Source organism: Bacteroidota bacterium (genome assembly GCA_041658205.1).
Classification (GTDB): domain Bacteria; phylum Bacteroidota; class Ignavibacteria; order UBA10030; family UBA8401; genus UBA8401.
Genome location: JBBAAO010000001.1, coordinates 2,521,720 through 2,545,334, shown reverse-complemented (window position 1 = coordinate 2,545,334; position 23,615 = coordinate 2,521,720). Strand labels below are relative to the sequence as shown.

At 41.1% G+C, this 23,615-nt stretch carries 21 protein-coding genes and 1 tRNA gene; 9 read left to right on the top strand and 13 right to left on the bottom strand.

Annotated features, from left to right (window positions below):
- Window positions 1-84: 84 nt before the first annotated feature.
- A complete protein-coding gene (locus WDA22_10485; protein ID MFA5833889.1) occupies window positions 85-843 on the bottom strand; it encodes a hypothetical protein in 759 nt (252 codons plus the stop codon).
- 138 nt (window positions 844-981) lie between these two features.
- Here WDA22_10485 and WDA22_10480 point away from each other — a divergent pair, with 138 nt between their 5' ends.
- A complete protein-coding gene (locus tag WDA22_10480; protein ID MFA5833888.1) occupies window positions 982-1,458 on the top strand; it encodes a DUF2085 domain-containing protein in 477 nt (158 codons plus the stop codon).
- A complete protein-coding gene (locus WDA22_10475; protein ID MFA5833887.1) occupies window positions 1,439-1,930 on the top strand; it encodes a hypothetical protein in 492 nt (163 codons plus the stop codon). Before WDA22_10480 ends, WDA22_10475 begins: the two co-directional genes overlap by 20 nt.
- A 25-nt stretch (window positions 1,931-1,955) precedes the next feature.
- Here WDA22_10475 and WDA22_10470 read toward each other — a convergent pair whose 3' ends face one another.
- Window positions 1,956-3,155 (bottom strand): HAMP domain-containing sensor histidine kinase, encoded by a 1,200-nt coding sequence (locus WDA22_10470; protein MFA5833886.1) that lies wholly within the window; start codon window positions 3,153-3,155, stop codon window positions 1,956-1,958.
- A gap of 56 nt (window positions 3,156-3,211) precedes the next feature.
- Window positions 3,212-4,480 (bottom strand): adenylosuccinate synthase, encoded by a 1,269-nt coding sequence (locus WDA22_10465; GenBank protein MFA5833885.1) that lies wholly within the window; start codon window positions 4,478-4,480, stop codon window positions 3,212-3,214.
- A gap of 165 nt (window positions 4,481-4,645) precedes the next feature.
- Here WDA22_10465 and WDA22_10460 point away from each other — a divergent pair, with 165 nt between their 5' ends.
- The 3 genes from WDA22_10460 to WDA22_10450 all read left to right on the top strand — a co-directional run bounded on the left by WDA22_10460 (window position 4,646) and on the right by WDA22_10450 (window position 6,537).
- Window positions 4,646-5,311 carry a sigma-70 family RNA polymerase sigma factor gene (locus WDA22_10460; protein ID MFA5833884.1) on the top strand — a complete coding sequence of 222 codons (666 nt, stop codon included), beginning with the start codon at window positions 4,646-4,648 and terminating at the stop codon, window positions 5,309-5,311.
- 62 nt (window positions 5,312-5,373) lie between these two features.
- Window positions 5,374-6,267, top strand: coding sequence for a LiaF domain-containing protein (locus WDA22_10455; GenBank protein MFA5833883.1), 894 nt, complete (start codon window positions 5,374-5,376; stop codon window positions 6,265-6,267).
- Window positions 6,268-6,321: 54 nt separating this feature from the next.
- Window positions 6,322-6,537, top strand: a complete 216-nt coding sequence (locus tag WDA22_10450) for a hypothetical protein (protein MFA5833882.1) — start codon at window positions 6,322-6,324, stop codon at window positions 6,535-6,537.
- 32 nt (window positions 6,538-6,569) lie between these two features.
- Here WDA22_10450 and WDA22_10445 read toward each other — a convergent pair whose 3' ends face one another.
- Together WDA22_10445 and WDA22_10440 are read right to left on the bottom strand one after the other, a co-directional pair.
- On the bottom strand, window positions 6,570-9,311 hold the full coding sequence (locus tag WDA22_10445; protein MFA5833881.1) for a CHAT domain-containing protein: 2,742 nt from the start codon (window positions 9,309-9,311) through the stop codon (window positions 6,570-6,572).
- 167 nt (window positions 9,312-9,478) lie between these two features.
- The gene (locus tag WDA22_10440) at window positions 9,479-10,600 is read right to left on the bottom strand and encodes a DUF6588 family protein (protein ID MFA5833880.1); all 1,122 of its coding nucleotides are present in this window, start codon (window positions 10,598-10,600) and stop codon (window positions 9,479-9,481) included.
- A 201-nt stretch (window positions 10,601-10,801) separates the two neighbouring features.
- Between WDA22_10440 and WDA22_10435 the strand changes: the two genes are divergently transcribed.
- Window positions 10,802-11,212 carry a MerR family transcriptional regulator gene (locus tag WDA22_10435; protein ID MFA5833879.1) on the top strand — a complete coding sequence of 137 codons (411 nt, stop codon included), beginning with the start codon at window positions 10,802-10,804 and terminating at the stop codon, window positions 11,210-11,212.
- 56 nt (window positions 11,213-11,268) lie between these two features.
- Here the strand turns inward: WDA22_10435 and WDA22_10430 are convergent.
- Window positions 11,269-11,343 (bottom strand) — tRNA-Pro (locus WDA22_10430).
- 974 nt (window positions 11,344-12,317) lie between these two features.
- Here WDA22_10430 and WDA22_10425 point away from each other — a divergent pair.
- The 3 genes from WDA22_10425 to pyk all read left to right on the top strand — a co-directional run bounded on the left by WDA22_10425 (window position 12,318) and on the right by pyk (window position 16,994).
- A complete protein-coding gene (locus tag WDA22_10425; protein ID MFA5833878.1) occupies window positions 12,318-13,040 on the top strand; it encodes a L,D-transpeptidase family protein in 723 nt (240 codons plus the stop codon).
- Between the two features lie 5 nt (window positions 13,041-13,045).
- The gene (locus tag WDA22_10420) at window positions 13,046-15,454 is read left to right on the top strand and encodes a penicillin acylase family protein (protein ID MFA5833877.1); all 2,409 of its coding nucleotides are present in this window, start codon (window positions 13,046-13,048) and stop codon (window positions 15,452-15,454) included.
- A 91-nt stretch (window positions 15,455-15,545) separates the two neighbouring features.
- On the top strand, window positions 15,546-16,994 hold the full coding sequence (gene pyk, locus WDA22_10415; GenBank protein MFA5833876.1) for a pyruvate kinase: 1,449 nt from the start codon (window positions 15,546-15,548) through the stop codon (window positions 16,992-16,994).
- Window positions 16,995-17,070: 76 nt separating this feature from the next.
- On the opposite strand, the gene WDA22_10410 is transcribed toward pyk, so the two are convergent.
- The 7 genes from WDA22_10410 to WDA22_10380 all read right to left on the bottom strand — a co-directional run bounded on the left by WDA22_10410 (window position 17,071) and on the right by WDA22_10380 (window position 23,572).
- Complete coding sequence (locus WDA22_10410; GenBank protein ID MFA5833875.1) at window positions 17,071-17,226, bottom strand: hypothetical protein; 156 nt, start codon at window positions 17,224-17,226, stop codon at window positions 17,071-17,073.
- A gap of 743 nt (window positions 17,227-17,969) precedes the next feature.
- Window positions 17,970-20,087, bottom strand: a complete 2,118-nt coding sequence (gene glgP, locus WDA22_10405; GenBank protein ID MFA5833874.1) for an alpha-glucan family phosphorylase — start codon at window positions 20,085-20,087, stop codon at window positions 17,970-17,972.
- A 74-nt stretch (window positions 20,088-20,161) separates the two neighbouring features.
- Entirely contained in the window at window positions 20,162-20,668 is a 507-nt protein-coding gene (sixA, locus tag WDA22_10400) for a phosphohistidine phosphatase SixA (protein ID MFA5833873.1), read from the bottom strand.
- A 66-nt stretch (window positions 20,669-20,734) separates the two neighbouring features.
- On the bottom strand, window positions 20,735-20,878 hold the full coding sequence (locus tag WDA22_10395) for a GxxExxY protein (GenBank protein MFA5833872.1): 144 nt from the start codon (window positions 20,876-20,878) through the stop codon (window positions 20,735-20,737).
- Window positions 20,879-20,960: 82 nt separating this feature from the next.
- Window positions 20,961-22,040 carry an adenosine deaminase gene (locus WDA22_10390; GenBank protein ID MFA5833871.1) on the bottom strand — a complete coding sequence of 360 codons (1,080 nt, stop codon included), beginning with the start codon at window positions 22,038-22,040 and terminating at the stop codon, window positions 20,961-20,963.
- A 31-nt stretch (window positions 22,041-22,071) separates the two neighbouring features.
- Window positions 22,072-22,311: a ferredoxin gene (locus tag WDA22_10385; GenBank protein ID MFA5833870.1), complete on the bottom strand. Its 240-nt coding sequence runs from the start codon at window positions 22,309-22,311 to the stop codon at window positions 22,072-22,074.
- A 7-nt stretch (window positions 22,312-22,318) separates the two neighbouring features.
- Complete coding sequence (locus WDA22_10380; protein MFA5833869.1) at window positions 22,319-23,572, bottom strand: peptidase U32 family protein; 1,254 nt, start codon at window positions 23,570-23,572, stop codon at window positions 22,319-22,321.
- Between the last annotated feature and the right edge of the window lie 43 nt (window positions 23,573-23,615).

The following is a 23,615-nucleotide window of genomic DNA, read 5'->3' as shown; positions in this document are numbered from 1 at the left end:
GAATATGTCAATCCCAATTTTGAAAAGCAAACAGAATATTTTTATCCGGGATGAAATTTCTTTTTTAACGGACTTTACTGTCTGTTATCTGCTAAGCTTTTCTAAAAGTTCTTTCGCTTCCTTTTTGTATTGATCATCATCCTCATCTTGCTTGGAAATGGCGGCGATGGAGATAAGAAGTTCTTTCGCCTTTGCTGTATTATCTTCTTCATTGTAAGCGCGTGCGGCATCCAATCGATATAAGATGAATGAAGGTCTCAGTGCAATTGATTTATCAAAATACTTCAACGACTCTTCCATATTTGCCCAGCCGAGACCGAGCGGCCAACGGATCATTTTTGATTTTTCACAAAGCTTCATATGTGTTCTTCCGAGTACGTAATATGCCGTTGCATTGTTCGGGTCAAGAGAAATTGCTTTTTCACAATCGGCTTTTACCTGTTTCACAAAATCAATTGCGCTCCATACTCCTTTAAACAGGGCAACTCTTCCGTTTGCGATCGCTCTTCGTACATATCCGTTTGCAGAATCCGGACTTGCTTTAATAGCCTTATCGGCATAATCAAATGCCTTTTGATAATACTCTAATTGTTTTTCTTTATCAGCGTCTGTCTTGTTCGGAAGGTGTTCGCCAATGTCTACATAACTTCTGCTGATGCGCCAGAGTACACCATAATTATTCGGTTCCATTTTTTCCGCTTGCAACAACTTGTCAAACGCTTTTTGATTTTCAAATGAAACGATTGAATAATTGTCGGCTTCGGAAATGAGATCAGGAACAGTTTGTGAGAAGAGAAGGTTAGAACTGAGAAGTGCGACAATGAAGAGAAAAGCAGGTTTCATATTGGCTCCGTATTTGTGTTGCCCAATAGTACGAAGTGGAATCCACGGAAGCAATCAGAATTTTGTTAATTAGTTCTAAGAGCATATCGAGGTAATCAGGTTGCTTCTTTATCAAATTTGCTATAGTATTGATGCAGAATGAAAAAAGAACTGAATTTGGTGATTGGTCTTGCTTCCTTATGGTGTCTCGGTATCGTCCTTGCCCCTCTCACATCGGGATCAATCATATCGAATCTTTTATACTCGATATATTCCACGGTATGTCACCAGTTTGATTCCCGTTCATTTCATGTCAATGACGAACCATTCGCTGTTTGCATCCGCTGCACTTCCATCTATATCGGATTTTTATCGGCTTTGATCGTTCTTCGTTTTTCAATTCCATTACGTTCAAAAAATTATCAACCGGTCATTTTGTTGCTCATTGTCTCACTCCCTATGTTTGTAGATGGTATGTTGTCGCTGCTGAATGTATATACGTCGACGACATTTTCACGCATCGGAACGGGGTCGTTTTTTGGAATTGGCCTGGCTTTATTATTGCACCAGACGCTCACAGATGTTATTCACACTTTTTTGAAAAGAGTAAAAGTATATGAATCTGAAACCAGATAAACTGATACCCTCGCTCTATGGCGGTTTATTGATCGCCACAGTGTGGGCGGTGCCCGGACTGAATTTTTTGAATTGTTTGTGCTGCGCAGGTGTAATGCTTGGCGGATTTCTTGCTGTAATGCTCTATCAAAAAGATATTACTCCGGACATGGAGCAAATGACCAGGGAAGATTGCACTCAACTGGGAATTTATGCCGGTGTAATTTCGTCCATCGCTGCTGTGTTGATACAGTATGTTGTAACGTTGATCTTCGGAGACATTGCCATTGATATGATGATGCGATTGGCGGAGAGGATGCAAATAGATCTTCCACCGGAAATTTATCCAATGGTAGAAGATGCAAAGAATGCCGAGCCGAATATTATTGGCTCGTTCCTCGCAATCTTCATTTATATTATTCCCAATACGCTCTTTTCGTTTTTAGGAGCATTGATCGGTTGGAGAGTGTTTCAACCGAAACAAACAATGTAGGTCGAAGCGTTGCAGTAATAACTTTTTACGATTTTAACACTATTCTAAACGTTGTTCCTTCTCCGACTGCGCTTTTTAAGACGCTCAGTTTACCGCGGTGATATGTTTCAATAATTCGTTTTGAAAGTGAAAGTCCTAATCCCCATCCTCGTTTTTTTGTGCTGAAACCCGGACGGAAAATATCTTTATGATATGACGGATCGATTCCTTTTCCGGTGTCCTTCACATCAATAATCGTTTTATTTCTGACTTTCGAAAGGGAGAATGATATCGAACCTTTTCCATCTTCCATCGCATCCAGGGCATTTTTGATCAGGTTCTCAATCACCCATTCAAACAGTTCGTTGTTCACACGTGCAGTGAATCCTTCATTAGCGTTAATAGAAATATCGACTTTTTTCCCCATTTGCGGAATGCGCTTTTCAAAATATTGGATCGTTCGTTGAATTAATTCCGTCACATTTTCATTTTTCAAGTCCGGTTTTGAACCAATTTTTGAAAATCGATCAGCTACTTTCGTTAACCGACGAGCATCATGCTCAAATTCCGAAACTGTTTCCAGAATTTTCGGACTCGCTTCGGATTGATGTTTCAAGAGTTCAATCCATCCCATCATGCTCGTTAACGGAGTTCCAAGCTGATGCGCTGTTTCACGGGCCATTCCGACCCAAATGTTGCTTTGTTCGTTCCGTTTAATGTAGCTGAATCCGATATATCCGACGAGGATGAACAATGTGGCGATGGACAACTCAATAAATGGCAACCATCGCAATTGCGTTACGAGGTTCGATTCACCGTAATGGACTTTCTGTAGTATCAGTGAATCTTGATACGTCACAAGAATCGGCTTATTCTCTTCGTCCAACGACCTGATCATCTCAAACAAAATTGTTTTCCGTTTTGCTATGGAGAAAGTGGAATCGATGGTAATATTTTTTGTTGTACTAATTTCGCTGTCATCACCGTTGGTGAGAATGACAGGAAAATCTATAGCACCGATAATTTCATCAAAGATGAACGTATAATCTGTCCCGCTGGTGGGATTGCTGTTGGCAATATACTCAAGAGATCGAGCATACAGCGCTGCAGTTTCCCGCTGCTTTTTTTGGAGATCAATAACAAGGTTATGAGTATAAAGAAGGATTGGTATGACAATACATACAGCCGCAACAAACAACGCTATTTTAATATTGCCGGATTTTGGACTGCGGGTATTGAGTTTCATATTCGGTAGTGAGCATCAATGTTGCGCTACGCAACATTGATGCTCTTGCAGAACATTTATCGAACGATAGTTTGATCTCTTCGTGCACCGACTGACACTAACGAAACGGTTACTCCGGATAGTTTTTCAATCGTTTCAACATATTTCATTGTGCGCTTCGGTAAACGCTTCCATTTCTTCGTTTCGGAAATGGATTCTTTCCACCCTTTATACGTTTGGAATACCGGCTCAACGGTTTCCAGTGTGTGAACATCAGTCGGGAATGATTTAAGAATCTTTCCCTCTTTTTTATATGCTACACAGATGTTGATTTCGTCAAAACTATCCAGCACATCAAGTTTTGTCAAGGCAATCTCACTGATTCCGTTCACCATCAACGAATATTTCAAGCTCACCATATCAAGCCATCCGCAACGCCGCGGCCGACCAGTTGTTGCTCCGAATTCATGTCCTATCTTACGCAGTTCTTCACCGGTAGTATCATTCAACTCTGTGGGGAAGGGTCCGTTGCCGACGCGCGTAGAATATGCTTTTACTATTCCGATAATCGATTTCACCGAAGTTGGCGGAATTCCCAAACCGGTGCATGCACCGCCGCTGGTTGGATTAGATGATGTAACGTATGGATACGTTCCATGATCGACATCAAGCAGCGCACCTTGTGCTCCTTCGGCAAGAATCCGTTTCTTTTTCCGGAGTGCATCATTCAAAAGTGTCGCAGTATCGGTAATGTATGGATCGATTTTTTTATCAAACTCTTGGTACTCATTTACTATTTTGTCGATATCGATCTCTGTTTTGCCATAAACTTTGCTCAGGATCTGATTCTTTTCTTCGATGTTGCGGGTCAGTTTTTCTCGTAATACTTTTCTATCCAACAGATCTACAACACGGATTCCCGTACGCATATACTTATCAATGTATGCCGGACCGATGCCCCGTCCTGTCGTTCCTATTTTTTGTGCTCCCTGTTCTCGAATATTATCGAGCAATTTGTGATATGGCATAATTAAATGCGCATTGTGACTGATAAACAATCGCCCATCGATCTTAATGCCGAACGATTTGATCATTTCGATCTCTTCCATTAAAGCGATGGGATCGATCACCACACCATTACCGATGACGCATTTGACATTCTTTTGAAAAATTCCGGAGGGGATGAGATGTAGCACGTATGTTTTATCACCGATCACAACGGTATGTCCCGCATTTGCTCCACCTTGGTATCGGGCAACGATATCGATATTTTCGCTGAGCATATCGACGATCTTCCCTTTCCCTTCATCACCCCATTGGGCTCCAACAATGATTGATACTGGCATAAATTCACTTCAAGTTTAATTGACAAAAATAAAAAATTCCTGATTGAGTATAGCAAGAATTGTCTCGAATCTCAAATGCGAAAATAACCCACTGTAAGAGTTCCTTGCAACTGCATCCATTTTTGAGTAATTTCATTTCAGACATTACTGTATGTATTTTTTACGATGCCACCACTGAAAAAAACTTCCTCTACCATACAACCATCCGGATCACCAAAGACCAGAGAGGAAGTTCTTGCCCAACGCAGACTTGATTCGCGCGCTGAAGATTCCCGCAATATAAAAAAAGCTTTAAAAGGGGATCAACCCTCGTATCGTGCTATTTTAAAGAAGTACCACGATCAAGTGTACAATCTCTTGTATAGAATGGTTCACGATAAAGATGAAGTTGAAGATCTTACTCAGGAAGCATTTATCAAAGCGTTCAATTCGCTCCACAATTTTAATGAAGAATTCGCTTTTTCAACGTGGCTTTATAAAATTGCGACGAATAACTGTATCGACTATATCCGAAAAAAGAAGTTGGCAACCTTTTCCATTGATAAACCACTAGAATCGAAAGATGGCGAATACAGTTTTGAGATCCCTGATTCATCCTATGAGCCTGACAAGACGTTGATTGCAGGTCAACGGACAAAGATTCTTGAAGATGCTGTCAATGCCTTGCCCGAGAAATATCGGCAAGTAATTCTTATGCGACATACCGAAGATAAAGATTATCAGGAAATTGCCGATGAGTTAAAACTTCCGCTTGGCACTGTAAAAGCACATATTTTCCGTGCCAGAGAGATACTCTATAAGCGCTTAAAGAAGAAAATTCATCAATATTAGCCGCAACTCTTTCCCTCAACAAGCGTAAAATATCATCAGCCCCCTAATAAAAAGGCTGAATTATGAAAAAGACTATTGTAATATACATCGGCACAATTTGCCTTCTTACCGGTATGCTTTCTGCACAACATTTACACCGTGAAGTGAAGAAAACAGACGAAAACGAAGTGCGAGTGAAAATAGAATCATCATTTGGTTCCGTGAATATTGAAAAGGGAAGCAAAGATAAAATTGTCTCCGTTTATTATAAGCGAAAAGAAAAAAATCGCGAACCAAAATTGGATATTGATTATTATGTCCGAAAAAATGTCGGCGATCTGAAAATTGAAATGCATCCGGAAGATTCCGATATTGAAACATCGGAAGACGGTGACACACGAGTTCGCGTGAATGCCGATCTCAATTTTAGGACAGATGAGTGGTATGTTGAACTAGTAGAAGGCATCCCGCTCTCCATCGACGCTGAGCTTGGAGCAGGCAAAAGTAATTTCGACTTTACGGGATTGACGATCAACGAACTTTCTATCTCCACCGGTGCCAGTTCATCAAAATTGAGTTTTGATGAAAAAAATGCCGGTGAGATTAAAAATTTGAAAGTGGAAACAGGCGTTAGTAAATTTGTTGCCAATAATTTGAACAATGCGAATTTTCGCAAAATGGAATTCGAAGGGGGAGTGGGTTCATATTATCTTGATTTTGGCGGTGAATTGAAGAGGGATGTAAAGGTTGATATCAATGTCGGCCTTGGTTCAATAACGGTTGCTGTGCCGAAGAATATCGGATTACGCATAAAATATGAAGATAGTTGGCTCTCAAATCTGTCGTTGGATGACAACGAATTTGTCCGGAAGAAAAAAGGAGTCTATGAATCCGAAAATTATAATGATGCTGAAGGGAAAATGGACGTCTACATCGAATCGGGATTAGGAAGCGTGAAAGTGAAACGGACAAAATAATTGAGTGTTACCCCCTTGCCAAGCGCTGATGCTTGGCAAGTTAGTTTTTAGCCTATGCCAGACAATATTGTTTTTCCCCTCTTTTTATTCCTTTCAATTTTTTCCCTCGTGATCGGATCCCTTTCAGGATATTTTGCATATAGAAATTCTCATTTATTGAAAAATGAAATGAAGATGATCTCATGGTCGATCATTTCGATTGGATGTCTTGTCTTCGGGGGATTGATCTGGGCGTGGTTCCTCATCCCGATTATTATCAATCACTTGTAGTCGTTCAGCGATTTCACCGCCGTTTGTGTAAACTACTTCACTCCATAGTAAAAGTACGACGATCCGCCGTACCCGCTATTCAACTCTTTTTTCTTCCCGAGATAAACAGCAGCCCGCCTATAGGCAAGGAAAGGATTTACTTCTGAAGAAAGTGAAGAGTAAAAATTTTCTCCAAAGGTTTTACTGATATTCGGTGTAATGGGAAAGTGTGTTGCGACGACACACGTTGAACCATTAAGAAGCCAAAGCAACGGATGAAGGTTTGTTACATTGTTCACTGTAGATTGAGCATCGGAGAGATAAACAATTTGGAATGGGTGTATCTCTGTAAATTCAGCAATCGGGACGCTGATACCGGCTTTTGATGTGCTTCCGTCTGAAAGTGTGAACCAGGAATCATTATTTTTATCTCTTGTAAAGAACGTTGAAATCTGAACTACTTCACCCACAGAGGATACCAGTTTTTGTTTGGTTGCGGCTTGATTGATGTTGATCTGTGTGTTACGGAAGAAGCTTCGAATATCGCGCAGCTCAAATTCTAATCCCCAACGGGAGTTTGATGTAAATCCAAATGCAGCGATGCTATTGATGAATTTTGGTACCAACAATGTTGCAGTCATCACTCCGGCATGCGGAAGATATGTAACACCTGTCTTTTCAAGAATAGAGATACCGTCATTCGTAAGAGAATGGAATGGAAAGTGTTCAAATTGCAGCGGAGGAATAATGACAATCCGTTGTATCCCCGTCAGATCAATCGGCTTGATGAAGAATTCATACAGTTCATTGGAGAGTCGACGGACATCTGCTGATTGACCGGAAAAGGAGTACAACATATCGCAATACTGTCTCATTTTATTTTCCAATGCATATCCATACGATGATAATTTCACCGCAGCAACTTCTTCATCTGCTTTTGCAATGATTACCCATGCTTCATTGTTGGCGAAAAAAAAATCCAATACGGCTTGCGACTTGGGGATAGCATTGAGAATGCCGGACTGAGGTGAACGATGTGAAATACTAAGAAAAGAAAATACAGGAAATGCCTGAGCTATTGTTACTGCATCCGATTGCATTTTGCTTTTAAAATAAGCGATTTGTTTTTGCAGTTTGTTGGCATAGTTCCTGTTTTTCGTTTGTTGTTGCATTGAATTAATGTTGTGCAGTTCCAATAGGTTTTGACGGTACATCAACATTGAATTATGGAGGGCTGAAAATTTACTCTCTTTCAATTGATCTCTAAAGTGTAATGAAAGAGGATATAATTTTGTTTGCAATGTAATGTTGCGGACACTTTGAAGATACGAAAAGGCTTCCTCCGTTTTTTTGTTTCTCAATAAGAGGGAAATTAGATTTTGTGAGAACCATTCAACCGGCGAGTTTTTTGTCGATTCTGATTGATATAATAATTCAATCGGCACAATGAGAGGACAAAGTTTTGGATCGATTTGTTGATCTATGAATCTATCATAAGCTCTTTTGTAAAAAGTAATAGCCGCATTATCATCGCCGGAACGTTCTTTCAGCATACCCAAACGATGTAACGTGATTGCTTCGCCAAAGGAAAATCCTGTTCGAGAAAAAAGCGTCTGTGCCTGTTCGTATAATTGCGTGGCACGAATAAGACCATCCTGCGATTCAATAACGGAAGATTGCTGTGCAAGACAATCGGCTACACGGATCAAAAGATAGGATAGGGTGACATTGTCCGATCGCTCTTTTGCGACATGATACGCTTGAACGAAAAATCGTTGTGCATCAGGAAAGGCAAAATGATGGGCATACAGTTCGGCAATCCCAATGTTTGCTTCAATCAATATTTGTGATCGCAGTTCTCCCTGTTTATGCTCTGCTATGTCGATTGCACGTTCAAAATTTCTTTTAGCAAACGGCCATTCTTCTGCAAATGCAAACGCCTTGCCGCATTGAAGGTAAAACTGTTCGGCGTTAGCAGTTTTTTCAGACAGTACGATCGTTTCCGCTTCGCGAAATATTTCGAATGCTTTGCTAATGTTTCCCAATGCCGTTAAGGCTGAAACGCGGAGATGTTGCGATTCAATCATTGTGAAGATGTTGCGCACTCGTTTGCTTGTTTGATAGGCATTAGTAGCGTAGAGAAGTGCCTTTTCATATTTTCCTGTTTTGGAATAGAGTGTGCTTAAACTGATTGCAGATGATATTGCTATCTGGTCTAACAGAAATAATGTGCTGTTATTGTATGCTTCGGTTAAGATGGAAAATGCGTGTTCGGATCTTCCGAGTTGAAAATTAACTCTTCCGATCTGGATCATTGTTTGCAGTTCTGCGCTTCTGTCACCGCTTCGCTGATAGATATCACGAAGGGCGATAAGTGTCTCCAACCCTGGTGATAATTTCCCTGAAAGTAATTGTATTGAGGATAATGTGGAATAATTTTCAGCCAGCTTTGCTTCGTTATTTGATTCGCTGTTCAGATCAATGCTTTCCGCAAGAAGGCGTTCTGCGTCGTCGTAGTTCTGCCTATTCATTTCAGTGACAGCCTGCTGCATTAAACGATCTACCTTTTCAGACGGCTGCTGAGCTGAATCCTCGCAGCCGAAGAAACAGACTGCGCTAAACAATATGAGTGATAATATTTTCAATGATGAATTGTAACTACTCAGTGGCGAAATAAAATAATATCTCCTTGTTGTCATACTGAACGATGTGAAGTCCTGCTTTTCGCATTCCGTTTTTGAGCGGTATTCCGGAGACCGGAACAAAAATCGGAAAATCTGAATTGTGCGCTTCACGATTCATCGTGTAATTTTTTCAGATACTTCGCTACGCTCAGAATGGCGAGTAATGCTTGAACCACCTAAATAATAGCTGTGCAGTTACGATGAATTAATATAAGAACACTCTTTAAAACAAGAAAGCCGGCATTTTCATGTCGGCTTTCTTGTTAGGACCAGAAAACTTAGAACGCGATTGCTATGCCGCCGGTCATGGAATTATATTTTCCAATGTTGTAATCAGCATTAATGTTGATGATCAACAAGCGGATTCCTAATCCGACAACAAGACGCGAACTGTTTTTTCCTTCGACTTCAAAACTGATGTTTGGCGGTGTAATGCCTGGGCCGTAATCACCTGCTGGAGGTGTGATATTGACGGTCATTGTTGAGCTTTCAAACATGAAACCTGCGTACGGAGTAACGTTCAAGAAAGCAAAACCGAGTTGTTTGCTGGCGGTTAATCCAAAAGACGTTCCGCTCATTTCGAAGATAGGATCGATCTTGATTTTTTGTGTGTAGAACGAAGCAGCAACGTCCACAACCGGAATGGGGAACCAATATCCTAAATTGTGCTGGATACCAAAACCTGTCCAGCTTAAATCACCAACATCCGGAATCGGAATTTTCGGCACATAGCGAAGCGTGAACTTTGTTCCGTATATGGTTCCTAAGGTTAATTGCGGGGCAAAGAATGGTATACCGGCATTTCCTGATAATGCTCCCACACCGCCGAGACCTGTTTTCAATGCATAATTCACATTGAATGTAGTATCTTTTTCAAACGGGGTTCCTGTATAAATTTTTGTTGTTACCGCGCCATTCATATCAATTTTTACTTGTGGTGAATTGGGATCACCGACAATTGGTGCATCACCAAGAACGGTTGGTCCATAAATACGAATACCGAAATCTGATTGTTGAAGGGCACTGCTTAAAGCTTCTCTCAACTGATTAGTTACTGTGGGATTTGACGTATTTACTGTATTCAATGCAATTTCATCTGCTTGTGATTTGTTGAAACGAAATGTTCCTTTTTCATCAAATGTTTTTGGAAGATCTGCCAACGGAGTGTACATGAATGCTGCACCCAATTCGATATCAATTCCAAATAATTTTGCCTGCGGTGCTTTGTTAAACAATCCGCCGTTCAAATTGGTCAAGAAACCTTGCGTGATCGGATCAATGTATCCTAAGGCTGCCTTACCGGCAAGTTTATTCAAAGAACCTTGGAGATCGTCTTGCGACTGTGCCAATGATGTCAACAACAATACTGCAGAAACAAATACCAGTAGAGTTTTTTTCATAGAGAACCTCTTTGTGTTGTGAGTGTTGATGGAATTGAATTTGAAACGAGAATTTTCAATGCTTTTGGGGAGGTAAGCAAGAGTTTCATATTATCTGCGTTGAAGACCTTACAAATATACTGCTTTTCTATCTAAACGCAATAGTTTTTTGTTGCGATTACGCTCCTTTTTTTTTACCATTGTATAACTTGTGAGGCGAATATGAAATCTATCGGGATCAAAAAACTCTATTATTCCATCAGTGAAGTTAGTAAAATTACTGACTTGGAGCAGTATGTTTTGCGTTATTGGGAATCGGAATTTGAACAGTTAAAACCTCAAAAAAACCGCGCGGGAAACCGTGTCTATACTAATAAAGACATCAAACTAATCCTTCATATTAAAAAACTGTTACGTGAAGAACGCTATACTATAGAGGGGGCCAAACAAGTATTAGTCGATTTTCAGGCAGATGATACCGGGGAACAGACAGTGCTCCCATTTGGAGATTCCATGGACAGTTCGAAACCAGTATTGCAGCAACCTGTCGCTAAAATTGTCGATCCAAAATTAAGAGATGACCTTACGGAAGTCCGCACGTTGCTGGAAGATGTTTTATTAAAATTGAATTGAAGAGAGAATGATGTACAATAAAAAAAGTCTTCCGGTTTGGAAGACTTTTTTATTTGTCGGAACGACAGGATTCGAACCTGCGACCCCTACCACCCCAAGGTAGTGCGCTAGCCGGGCTGCGCTACGTTCCGAAGAAAGTTATTTTTTATTTCAAGTAATGTCTTCCACCCCTGTGGTGATTTCAGAAATTGTTCACGTTGAATTGCCTGCTGTCTTGATTCAAATTTTTCAGTGTGAGCAAGAACCCACGGAACACCAAATTTTGTTGATAGAACTCTTCGATTGTTATGTCGTTGGAGTCTGTTTTTTACATTAGACGTTTGTCCAATATAGAACTTGTTCTTTGAATAGCTATAAAGTATATAGAGATAAAACATGTTATCGGTAGTGCGTTAGCCGGTCCCGAAGGGATCCCGTTGGGAGCTGCGCTACGTTCCGAAGAAAGTTATTTTTTATTTCAAGTAATGTCTTCCACCCCTGTGGTGATTTCAGAAATTGTTCACGTTGAATTGCCTGCTGTCTTGTATCAAATTGTTCAGTGTGAGTAAGAACCCACGGAACACCAAATTTTGTTGATAGAACTCTTCGATTGTTATGTCGTTGGAGTCTGTTTTTTATATTAGACGTTTGTCCAATATAGAACTTGTTCTTTGAATAGCTATAAAGTATATAGAGATAAAACATGTTATCGGTAGTGCGTTAGCCGGTCCCGAAGGGATCCCGTTGGGAGCTGCGCTACGTTCCGAAGAAAGTTATTTATTTCAAGTAATGTCTTCTACCCCTGTGGTGATTTCAGAAATTGTTCACGTTGGATTGCCTGCTGTCTTGTATCAAATTTTTCAGCGTGAGCAAGAACCCACGGAACACCAAATTTTGTCGATGAAACTCTTCGATTGTTATGTCGTTGGAGTCTGTTTTTTATATTAGACGTTTGTCCAATATAGAACTTGTTCTTTGAATAGCTATAAAGTATATAGAGATAAAACATGTTATCGGTAGTGCGCTAGCCGGTCCCGAAGGGATCCCGTTGGGAGCTGCGCTACGTTCCGATCAACTATCCCAAAGTTACAAAAAAGTGATAGATTTTCCAATGAAAGAATTTTGCATGAGAATACACATCTTTTTTTTCCTCAGTATTTCAATATTTACTGCAACATTATTTTCTCAAGTTTCATCTTCTCAGAAATTGATCGTTACGCTTACCAATGAATGGAGCAGTAATAAAGCGATAATTTATTTGTTCGATAAAACGAAGGATGGATGGAGGAAAAAACGAGGGGAACTGTCAGTTTCGATTGGAGAAAATGGGTTAGCGTGGGGTGAAGGAGTTCATCCCACGCAGGCCGGTGAATTCATGAAAAAGGAAGGTGATAAGCGTTCGCCCGCCGGAATTTTTGAACTAGACACCGTTTTTTATGGTTTGGATGCAACCGCGCCTGATGGAGTTCGATATCCGTATCTTCCGTTGACCGAACTGACCCGATGCGTAGATGATTCGAATTCAACAGCATATAACTCAATTGTTGAAGAGGATTCAACTAAAAAAGATTGGAATAGCGCCGAGCGAATGCGTGCTGTTGCACCTGATTATAAATACGTTCTTGTCGTGAAACATAATCCACGGCGAGAGAAGGGGAAAGGAAGCTGCATATTCTTTCATACAATCAATATTCCTACCAGCGGATGTACATCGATGGATGAAGAAGATATGCTTACGATCCTTCATTGGTTAGATCCAAAACGAAAAACAATCGTTGTTCAATTACCTCATTCCGAATATCATCACTTACGGACGGAATGGAACCTTCCACTGCTGCTTAATAATTAACCATTATGCGAAAAATAAAAATCATTATCGGCATTTTCTTTTCCCTCGTCGTCGTAGCGATTGTCGCATTTTTTGCGCTGCGATATCTCGTTACAAAATCGTTTCCTCAATACAGCGGTGAAATTGCTGTTCAAGGATTGAAAAATTCTGTTAAGATTTACCGCGATGAATATGGAGTTCCGCATATCTTTGCTGAAAATGAATATGATCTCTTTTTTGCACAAGGGTATGTGCATGCACAGGATCGGCTTTGGCAAATGGACCTCACTCGGCGGGCCGGTGAGGGTCGGCTCTCGGAAATTCTCGGAACGCAAACTATTAAGTTCGACAAAATGTTGAAGACGGTCGGTTTTGAAAGAATCGCAGAACAACTTGAACAGCAGTTGAACCCAAAATCAAAAGAGATCCTTCGTGCATATTCGGATGGAATTAATGAGTTCATTCACACGCATAAGGGAAAATATCCGATTGAGTTTGACATGCTGAATTATGAACCGGAAGAATGGAAGCCAGTTCACAGTCTCATGATTGCACGATTGATGGCGTGGGAGTTAAATATTTCGTGGCATGTTGATGTTGTTCTTGGAGAATTAGTTGCGAAACTTGGCGAAGAAAAAGCGAGCAAAGTATTTCCTACCTATCCGGAAAATGGCCCGGTGATTGTCGGGAAAGAGTCCGATCGTAAAAAATTGGAGGGACTTAAATCGTTCGCCTCGTTGCACAATGATTTTAAAGAGTTCTTCGGAACAACCGGCACTCATATTGGCAGCAATTCATGGGCAGTTTCACCGCAAAAATCTGTCAGCGGCAAGGCAATGCTTGCCAACGATCCGCACCTTGGACTTTCACTTCCGGCTAAATGGTATGAGGTGCATTTACACGGGGGAAAAGTTGATGTTGCTGGTGTATCGCTTCCGGGAACGCCGCTCGTGATTCTCGGACACAATAACAACGTCGCCTGGGGATTTACAAACGTAATGGCGGATGACGCTGATTTTTATTTTGAGCAGACCGATTCGCTCGGAGCGGATAAATATCTTTTTAAAAATGAATGGAAGGATATTGAACTTATTCAAGACACGGTTAAGGTAAAGGATTCGACAGATGTTTTGTTTACGATTCGCAAAACGATTCATGGACCGGCTGTGAATGAAATTTATCCGCTGGAATCAATTGAGTCCTCAAATTTTATTACCATGAGATGGACGGGATTTGAGATGAGTGACGAATTGTACGCACTATATCTTGTCAACACGGCGGATAGTTGGCAGGCTTTTTTGAATGGTGTCAAAGAATTCACCGTTCCGGGACAAAATTTTGTCTATGCAGATGTTTATGGGAATATCGGTTTTCATCCCGGTGTACGTCTGCCGAAACGGAGCAGCAACAATCCAACATTGCCATTTATTGGATGGACTGGTGAGTATGAATGGCAAGGATTTATTCCGTTTGAGCAGCTCCCATCATTGTATAATCCGCCGGAAGGATTTATAGCAACGGCCAACAATAAGACAACCAATAATGCGGAATATCATATCGCCAATTTGTGGGAACCGCCATCACGCATCCAAAGGATCAGAGAAGTGTTGCAGTCCAAGGATCGGTTCGAAGTGAGCGATTTCAAAAAATTGCAGAATGATAATTTTTCTCATTTTGCTAAAGAGCTGACTCCGTTCATACTTGGCGCATACAATAATCTCTCAATTCCTGAACCGAAAGTACAAATGGCGGTAAACTATTTCCGTAATTGGAATTTTGTGCTTTCAAAGGATGATGTGCCGACAACAATTTTTGAAGTATTCTTCCAGCATCTCAATAAGAATATCTATCGCGATGAAATGGGTGAGGAGTTGTTCCATCAATATATCGTTCTTGCCAATATTCCGTACCGCGTGACGATGTCGTTACTGAATGATACATCAGCTGTGTGGTTCGATGATGTTACAACGGACGGTGTTGAATCTCGCGACGATATCATCCGCAAAAGCTTGAGTGAAACGTTGGTGGAATTGACCGAACAACTCGGCGGTGAAATGAAGCAATGGCGCTGGGGAAGAATACACACATTAACGCTGAAACATCCATTTGGCGATATAAAAGTGTTGCAGTCAATATTTAATATTGGACCATTTGAAGTAAGCGGGTCTGGAACAACTGTGAATAATGGAGAATATCGTTTCACGAAGCCGTATGAAATGACTCTCGGTCCCTCCATGCGGAAAATTGTTGACTTTGCAAATGTGAATAAAGCGCTCTCAGTTATTCCATCGGGACAATCCGGTCAGCCAATGCACGATCACTATGCTGATCAGACTCCGTTGTGGAAAAATGGAGAGTATCACGAATTACCACTGGAGGAGGATGTTGTTGCTTCAATATCGAAGAATATTTTGTATCTTATACCGAAAAATTAGAAAAATGTCTATGCGTTAAAGCGGGCGTCATCACCTGATCGAAGAATTATTAAAAATATAATCAACGGAAACCCATCATTAATATAGTTCTATGATACAAGAAAAAAGAAAATACGGAAGAACGAAAATAGTATGTACACTCGGACCCGCATCCTCATCGGTGGAAACATTGGTGAAAATGATTGAAGCGGGTATGGATGTTGCACGATTGAATTTTTCACACGGTTCACACGAAGACCATTTAGGGATGATGAATCGGGTTCGAGAAGCGGCAAAGATCTCTGACGAACCGATTGCCATTTTGCTTGACCTTCAAGGTCCGAAAATTCGCACGGGAAAATTAAAAGAACCGATGGTGTTGAACGAGGGAGAACTGCTCACCATCACAATCGACGAGATGCTTGGCGAGAATCATAAAGTTTCCACCACATATCAATATTTGCCCACCGATGTGAAACCGGGTGATACGATTCTGATGGATGATGGACTGCTCCAATTTAAAGTAGTATCCACCACTGCACGGGAAGTTGTGACGGAAGTTGTTCATGGCGGAATTTTGAAGAGCAATAAAGGGATTAACCTTCCGGGCGTTTCTGTGAGTGCTCCTTCCATGACGGAGAAGGACAAAGAGGATCTGTTATTCGGTATTGCAAACGATATCGATTATGTTGCACTTTCATTTGTCCGCTCCGCTCAGGATGTTGTGCAACTGCGGGAGTTTATTATTGATAATATCGACAAACGGAAAAAGTTACCGATTATTTCGAAAATTGAAAAAGACGAAGCGCTTCAAAATATTGATGCGATTATTCATGAATCAGACGGGTTGATGGTGGCGCGCGGCGACCTCGGAGTAGAATGTCGAACAGAAGAAGTTCCGCTTGCTCAAAAGATGATTGCACGAAAAGCCAATGCAGCCGGAAAGCCGGTCATCATTGCAACACAAATGTTGGATTCGATGATCGAGAATCCCCGCCCGACGCGGGCAGAAGCGAATGATGTTGCCAATGCTGTGCTTGATGGTGCGGATGCAGTGATGTTAAGCGGCGAAACATCAGTCGGGAAATATCCGGTGATTGTTGTGAAGACGATGGACACAATTATCCGCCGCGTAGAAGAAGAAGCGAAAGATAAACTTTATCTGGAAGATGAAGTCGGATCAGAAAATGACGCGGTGTTTAAAGCGCTCGGACGTTCGGCGTGTATTCTTGCAAAACAGATCAATGCAGCGGCGATTATTTGTTTTTCGCATTCCGGTTCGACGGTAAAGGCGATCTCACGATATAGGCCATCCGCGCAGGTGATTGGTATTGCAGATCGCGAACGAATCCAACGACGACTAAATCTTATCTGGGGTGTCCGATCATTACTGATAAAAAGTTTTGAAGTTGGTGAGACAGATACGACCATTGCGAGAGTAAATCTTTCATTGACGGATTTGGGATATCTGAAAAAAGGAGATTACGTGGTGATTACCGCAGGCATTCCTTTAATGTCGAGAAATACAACGAACATGATTAAGGTGGAAAAAATCCAGTAGTGAGTATTGCTTGGCGATGGACGATTGTGGGTAGAAAAAAAGGTCAGCGAAATGCTGACCTTTTTTATTGTTGGTGTTACAGTCCACTTTCGGAAATGTAATCGTTCGTGTCGTAACGGACATTTTCGCTGTCACGTTCGGATTTTTCAATCCTCTTTTTAATAAGGATAGGAATTGCCACAACACCTGCGATAATTGCGGTCCATTTAACAACCTTCAGTAATTGTTTCATCTAACGTACTATAAAGGATAAGTGAATGAGTCTGTGATTTTCTTTATAGAATAAAATACAAAAAAATTGATTATTGTGTGAGCGAAATCAACATTGTAAGAGAAATTTAATACCGGTTGTACAGAGGTACCTTCTCCAACGTTACTCTTGCTAGCCCTCTAGGGAGCAAAAGTGCCAGCTTTACTTATCCCGTTTCGAATGCCTTAAAAGTCAATAATCTTCCTTTTTAAGCAAAGTTGAAAAGTCAAAAAACCTCAATCTATTGAATAAAATCAAACATTTATGTCCTAAAAAAGCGTAACTACTCAGCGAAGGAAAAAACAAAATATAATATTTTCAAAAGTGACAGGGGGGATGTAGAATGTCTGCCACCCTGAGCGTAGCGAAGGGTCTGAGGTAGTTTCGGAAATAGAACACGGATGACACAGAAAGAATGGATTATCGCGGATATGGAATTGAAATTTTTTTGGAGCTAATCCTGATAAGATCAGATTTGCCGTCATCATTTTGTTTTGTGCGGTATTCCGTATAGCGAAGCTTCGTCCCGGCCAAAAAAAGTCGAGACCCAGAATGAAAAGTAATTCATAATTCACCAAAATAATAGCTGAGCAGTTACAAAAAAGCATTTGAAGGACTCTAATACCAGGAATAGGATTGGTTAACATATACGCTTCTTGTTCTTTAAAACAAAAACGCCTGAACTTCTCACCCAGGCGTTGTTTGTTGGTGCTTTTTATAAACAATCAGATATAATACTTCTTCACATATTCTGCTACCATACGGTGAGTATTATACTGAGGAACGAGAGTAGCAATGGCTCGGCGCATCCGTTTGATCCATTTTTTCGGGATACCGTTTGCATCGCGGTCATAAAATTCAGGGATGATCTGTTCGCTTAATACTTCGTATAAAAACTGTGAGTCTTGCGTATCCTGAACATGTGCGTCTGCGGGCTGTTCGTCGCCTCCAATTGACCATCCGTTATGTCCGTCATATCCTTCGCGCCACCAGCCGTCCATAATACTGCAATTCATTCCGCCATTGATACTAACCTTCTGACCGCTGGTTCCGCTTGCTTCCAATGGTCTGCGGGGATTATTCAGCCAAACATCGGCGCCTGAGACAAGATAGCGTGCGAGGTTCATATCGTAATTTTCAAGGAAGATTACTTTGCCGAAGAGATTAGGATGTTTGGTAATATCGATAATTTTTTGAATGAACTTCTTTCCTTCATCATCGCGTGGATGTGCTTTTCCGGCAAAAATTACCTGGACAGGTTTTTCGAGAGTATTGAAGACATTCAGAATTTTTTCAAAATGGGTGAAGATCAACGGTGCGCGTTTATATGTTGCAAACCGTCGTGCAAAACAGATGGTGAGTGCGTCAGGATTTAAAATTGATTCGTATGCGGCGGTTCCGTTGCCGTATCGAGAATGTTGTTCATGCAATCTATGCCGTGCAAACTCAATCAATTGACGACGGAGATTATAGCGCAACGCCCACAATTCTTCATCGGAGATCTTTTTCGGATCGACAGCTTTTTGCCAGAATGCGGGCTCAAGAAAGTGATTATTCCAATCACTTCCAAGTTTATCAGTCCAGAATGTGTTTGTCTTTTCATTTACCCAGCTTTCAACGTGAATACCATTGGTAACGAACCCGATTGGAACAGCATCAATATTTTTTGCTTTCGGATAGAGTGGCTTCCACATTTCGCGGCTGACAGCTCCGTGTAATTCGCTTACTCCGTTTGCCGTGCGGGACATTTTCATTGCCAATACCGTCATGCAGAAAATGTCGTGAGGATTATTGGCATGTTCGCGTCCGAAGTGGATCAACTCTTCCATGGTCATACCGTAATGATGAACATGCTGATCAAAAACGAATTTCATTAGATCGTTGGAGAATCTATCGTGACCCGCCGGAACAGGTGTGTGAGTTGTAAAAATACATTCTTTAATCACGTACTGCATCGCTTTTTCTTTGGAAAGACCTTTCGCGATTTGTTCCCGTAGTAATTCCAGCGTTAAGAATGCAGAGTGTCCTTCATTCATATGATATACGGCAGGATTGATTCCCATTGCTCGCAGCATTCGTACACCACCGACACCGAGAACAATCTCTTGTGCAATTCGTGTAGTGGAATCGCCGCCATAGACGTGCGCCGTAATATCACGATAGCGTTCTTCATTTTCTTTAAGATTTGTATCTAACAATAAAATATTGCTTCTGCCTACAGCGAGCCTACGGGCAATAAAATTGACTTTGCTGAAACCGATCTGAACAGAACAGACAATAGGATTACCTTTTTTATCCGTAACCATCTCAGTCGGCTGTCGCTTAAGATCTATCTGAAGGTATTGTTCGTGCTGCCAGCCATCTACACTGATTCGTTGTTCAAAATATCCTTCACGATAAAAGAGCGACACACCGTAAAAGGGGACACCGAGATCGCTTGCCGATTTTGTATGGTCCCCGGCTAAAATTCCAAGTCCACCGGAATAAATACGGACACTTTCATGGAGTCCGAATTCTGCGCTAAAATATGCAATTGGCTTCTTCAACGCTTTTGCCTTTGATGCAGACCAGGTTTTTGTATTGCTCATGTAATCATCAAACTCTTGCAATACATCCGTTACGTGTTGTGCAAAATTTTTATCGCCGAGACGTGCAAGAATTTCACTCTCGGTAATATCCGCCATTAACCAGGATGCGTTGTGATTGGTTTTTTCCCATAACTGAGGAGAGAGTTCTCTAAAAATTGATTGGGCATTTGTATGCCATGCCCACCAAAGATTTTTTGAAAGTCTGGAAAGCCCTTCCACAAGTGAATGAGTTAAAGAGGTTTTTTTCTTTGCCATAGTCTTTTTTTGCCCTTTTTTGATGATAAACGACTATAAGAAACCGAAAATTGAGAGAATTTCCAAAGGAAATTTTACGAGGCTGTTTTTGGCAGCTTCAGAAGGTGTTCAATAATCTGCGGTGTGACAATCCATCGTAATCTTCCGTTGCCGTGGGATGGGGCTCCTGTAGTTTCCACACAGGCGAGTGTTGTCGGTTTCATGACAACGTTGACGTTTTCCGTCCCGCTAATCAATGTTGAAATGCATGTACTGACGAATGGTTCATGAGTGACTAATAAAATGCCGCTGTCGTTTGAATACGAACGAAGCAGTTCAAATAAATTTCGGGGATCACTTTCAGGTGTAAGGTGTTTTGTTTCAGTCAGGACGACAGGAGGTAATTTTTGCAGAACGGTCTGAGCTGTCTGTTGGGCACGAACAAGCGGACTCACAAATGCATGGGTGAAATGCATATTCATTTCCGTAAAGAACTTGCCGACATTTGCTGCCGCATGTTTTCCGTCATTCGTGAGTTCCCGTTCAAAGTCAGTATTATAATGATGTCCTGCTTCGCCGTGTCTTAGAAAAAATAAAATCATTATGATTTGGTAGATTGCACTGATGGGTTCGCAGATGAGTTTACGTTACATCTCATAGAGACTTTGTCAGCAAAAATTAATTATTAACTCAACCGTATAGTTCGTTGTTCTAAGATAGTGAAGTAATTTATCTTCAAAAGTGGTATCAAAATTCTTTAAAGCTTTAACCGCCACAATAACAGCGTCATCAAGAGTAAACTTTTTTTTCATTTTCTCTTACCTTACGGTAAAAAAAATAGTTTCTCGGGTTTTGTAGTTTTAATATGCGTAAACATCTGCGTCAACAGAGCAATTACATTCGTTTCTTCGCTTCGGCATATCCCGGTTTTAATGTGTCATAGATAATCTTAATACGGTCCTTGTAAGGTATAAAAGCAGATTTCATCGCATTGATTGTAATCTTTTCTAAAGCAGCAAGGTCAAGACCAAATGTTTGATGCGCAAGATAATATTCATCTGTCAACGTAATTCCGCTCATCAAACGATCATCAGTATTCAGCGTTAGCCGGAATTTATATTTATGATAGATTGGAAAAGGATGTTCTTCGATAGAACGGACGGCACCCGTATGAAGATTGCTGGTCAGGCAGATTTCAATCGGGATACGTTTATCCAGAACATATTGTGCGAGCGTTCCCATGGACAACACCTCACCATCTTTTACTTTCATATCTTCAATCAATCGTGTGCCGTGACCTATGCGATGTGCGCCGCACCATTGGATTGCCTGCCAAATCGATTCTTTCCCAAATGCTTCGCCTGCATGGACTGTAATATTGAAATTTTCCCGCTGTATGTAGTGGAATGCATCAACATGTTTTTTTGGAGGATATCCTCCTTCTTCACCAGCAAGGTCGAATCCGACTACACCTTGATTTCGAAACTCGACGGCGAGTTCGGCAACCTCCAATGAAACCGTTGGTTCCATATGTCGCATAGCACAGATGATCACTCCGTAATGGACTCCAAAATCTTTTTTACCACGTTCCAATCCTTTCAGAACGGACTTTATAATCCTCGATACGGAAAGTCCCTTACCGGTATGAAATACCGGTGCGAATCGGGTTTCGAAATAGACAACGCCGTCAAGTTTCATGTCTTCAACGGTTTCATATGCAACTCGCTCCAATGCTTCTTCGGTCTGCATGACTCCGCACGTATGCTCGAAACCTTCCAGAAACAATGGAAGACTTCCACGCTGTGCACCTCGCTGAAACCACTGATCTAACTCTCCCGGATCACTCGTGGGGAGTTTGTCATATTTTTGTTCTTTGGCTAGTTCAATCACAGTCTGTGGGCGAACGCCGCCATCCAGATGGTCGTGCAGGAGAACTTTGGGAATCGTACGGATAAAATCTTTTGAGAGTGTCATAGTGTGTCCTAAAATAAATTATTATTCTAATCTACAATTTTCTTTGAATCTTTTCTACTTTAATAATATTTGTTGGACACATTTTTGCGGCAAGGTGATTTTTTTTCCACTCATCATCACCGACAAGAGTGGTAAAGATATTATTCTTCTCACTTGCTTCCAGAAGAACGCTTTTCCCATCTTTCCTGGACATTTTCCAGCGTTCGGGTGCAAGTTCAACACACGCATTACAGCCGATACATTTCTCTCTAAAGTGAATAATGCGAATCATCCGATTTCTACTGCGCATCTCCCGTTCTGTTTTCGACCAATTTATAGATCGAATCTGACGGTCGGATCATTTCGTTGATGGGAATTGTCACGCAATCACCTTTGACCGCGTGTTGGACGCTTATATCATTGACGCGAAGTTCCGTTGCTATGGCATGAACATATCCTGTGGTTGGGCCGGTAATAATAATTTCATCTCCGACATCGAGTGATTGAGATTCAATTTTGAAATATCCAATTTTCGGTTGTTCAAAATAGTTCAACCCTTTGCCAAGATAAATCTTTCGTTTTGTGGCAAGAGACTCTTCGGAATTGCTCCATTCTCCCATTGTCCTACCGAGATAATAGCCATCCCAAAATCCACGGTTGTACACTGTAGAAAGTTCTTCCTTCCATAGATTGATTTTTTCTTTTGTGTACGTTCCTTCCATAATGGAAAGTACCGCTTCTTTATAACATTTCGTTGTTGTGTGGACATATTCCGGGGAACGTCCTCTTCCTTCAATCTTCAATACACTCACCCCGGCGTTGATTATCTTATCCAAGAAATCGACTGTGCAAAGATCCTTTGCCGACATGATATATTCATTGTCAATTTCGAGTTCATACCCTGTCTCTTTATCTGTAACGATATAGTCGCGTCTGCAATTTTGAATGCATGCACCACGGTTGGCGGATGAAAAATGAGTATGAAGACTGAGATAACATTTTCCGGATACTGCCATACAAAGAGCCCCATGGGCAAACACTTCCACTTGAATTAACTTACCGGACGGTCCGCAGATATTTTTGCGTTTAATCTGGCGTGTAATATCGGATACTTGTGAGAGTGAAAGTTCGCGTGAAAGCACCATCACATCGGCAAATGCGGAAAAATATTCGATCGTTTCGATGTTGGTAATATTCATTTGTGTGGATATATGCAGTTCAACATTTTTCTTTTTTGCATACATCATTACAGAATGATCTGATGCTATGACGGCAGTAATTCCGTTTGCTTTGGATGCGTCGACAATTTTTCTCATTAGCTGAAGGTCGTGATCATACATAATGGTATTGAGTGTAATGTAAGATCTTGCATGATACTCTGCACAACGCTCAGCAATTTTTGGAAGGTCTTCAAACGTAAAATTATTCGAAGATTTAGCCCGCATGTTTAATTGTTCCACACCAAAATAGATTGAATCTGCACCAGCGTGTAGTGCTGCGGAAAGGGAATCCCACGATCCGGCCGGGGACATTATTTCAATAGTTGGCTTCATTTCCATATAATATACGAAAAGAGAGAGTCTTTTTTCTGGAAAT

Coding starts and splice junctions, on each gene's coding strand:
- WDA22_10485 (MFA5833889.1), bottom strand. CDS start 843: ATGAAACCTGCTTTTCTCTTCATTGTCGCACTTCTCAGTTCTAACCTT.
- WDA22_10480 (MFA5833888.1), top strand. CDS start 982: ATGAAAAAAGAACTGAATTTGGTGATTGGTCTTGCTTCCTTATGGTGT.
- WDA22_10475 (MFA5833887.1), top strand. CDS start 1,439: ATGAATCTGAAACCAGATAAACTGATACCCTCGCTCTATGGCGGTTTA.
- WDA22_10470 (MFA5833886.1), bottom strand. CDS start 3,155: ATGAAACTCAATACCCGCAGTCCAAAATCCGGCAATATTAAAATAGCG.
- WDA22_10465 (MFA5833885.1), bottom strand. CDS start 4,480: ATGCCAGTATCAATCATTGTTGGAGCCCAATGGGGTGATGAAGGGAAA.
- WDA22_10460 (MFA5833884.1), top strand. CDS start 4,646: ATGCCACCACTGAAAAAAACTTCCTCTACCATACAACCATCCGGATCA.
- WDA22_10455 (MFA5833883.1), top strand. CDS start 5,374: ATGAAAAAGACTATTGTAATATACATCGGCACAATTTGCCTTCTTACC.
- WDA22_10450 (MFA5833882.1), top strand. CDS start 6,322: ATGCCAGACAATATTGTTTTTCCCCTCTTTTTATTCCTTTCAATTTTT.
- WDA22_10440 (MFA5833880.1), bottom strand. CDS start 10,600: ATGAAAAAAACTCTACTGGTATTTGTTTCTGCAGTATTGTTGTTGACA.
- WDA22_10435 (MFA5833879.1), top strand. CDS start 10,802: ATGAAATCTATCGGGATCAAAAAACTCTATTATTCCATCAGTGAAGTT.
- WDA22_10425 (MFA5833878.1), top strand. CDS start 12,318: ATGAGAATACACATCTTTTTTTTCCTCAGTATTTCAATATTTACTGCA.
- WDA22_10420 (MFA5833877.1), top strand. CDS start 13,046: ATGCGAAAAATAAAAATCATTATCGGCATTTTCTTTTCCCTCGTCGTC.
- pyk (MFA5833876.1), top strand. CDS start 15,546: ATGATACAAGAAAAAAGAAAATACGGAAGAACGAAAATAGTATGTACA.
- WDA22_10410 (MFA5833875.1), bottom strand. CDS start 17,226: ATGAAACAATTACTGAAGGTTGTTAAATGGACCGCAATTATCGCAGGT.
- glgP (MFA5833874.1), bottom strand. CDS start 20,087: ATGGCAAAGAAAAAAACCTCTTTAACTCATTCACTTGTGGAAGGGCTT.
- sixA (MFA5833873.1), bottom strand. CDS start 20,668: ATGATTTTATTTTTTCTAAGACACGGCGAAGCAGGACATCATTATAAT.
- WDA22_10395 (MFA5833872.1), bottom strand. CDS start 20,878: ATGAAAAAAAAGTTTACTCTTGATGACGCTGTTATTGTGGCGGTTAAA.
- WDA22_10390 (MFA5833871.1), bottom strand. CDS start 22,040: ATGACACTCTCAAAAGATTTTATCCGTACGATTCCCAAAGTTCTCCTG.
- WDA22_10385 (MFA5833870.1), bottom strand. CDS start 22,311: ATGATTCGCATTATTCACTTTAGAGAGAAATGTATCGGCTGTAATGCG.
- WDA22_10380 (MFA5833869.1), bottom strand. CDS start 23,572: ATGAAGCCAACTATTGAAATAATGTCCCCGGCCGGATCGTGGGATTCC.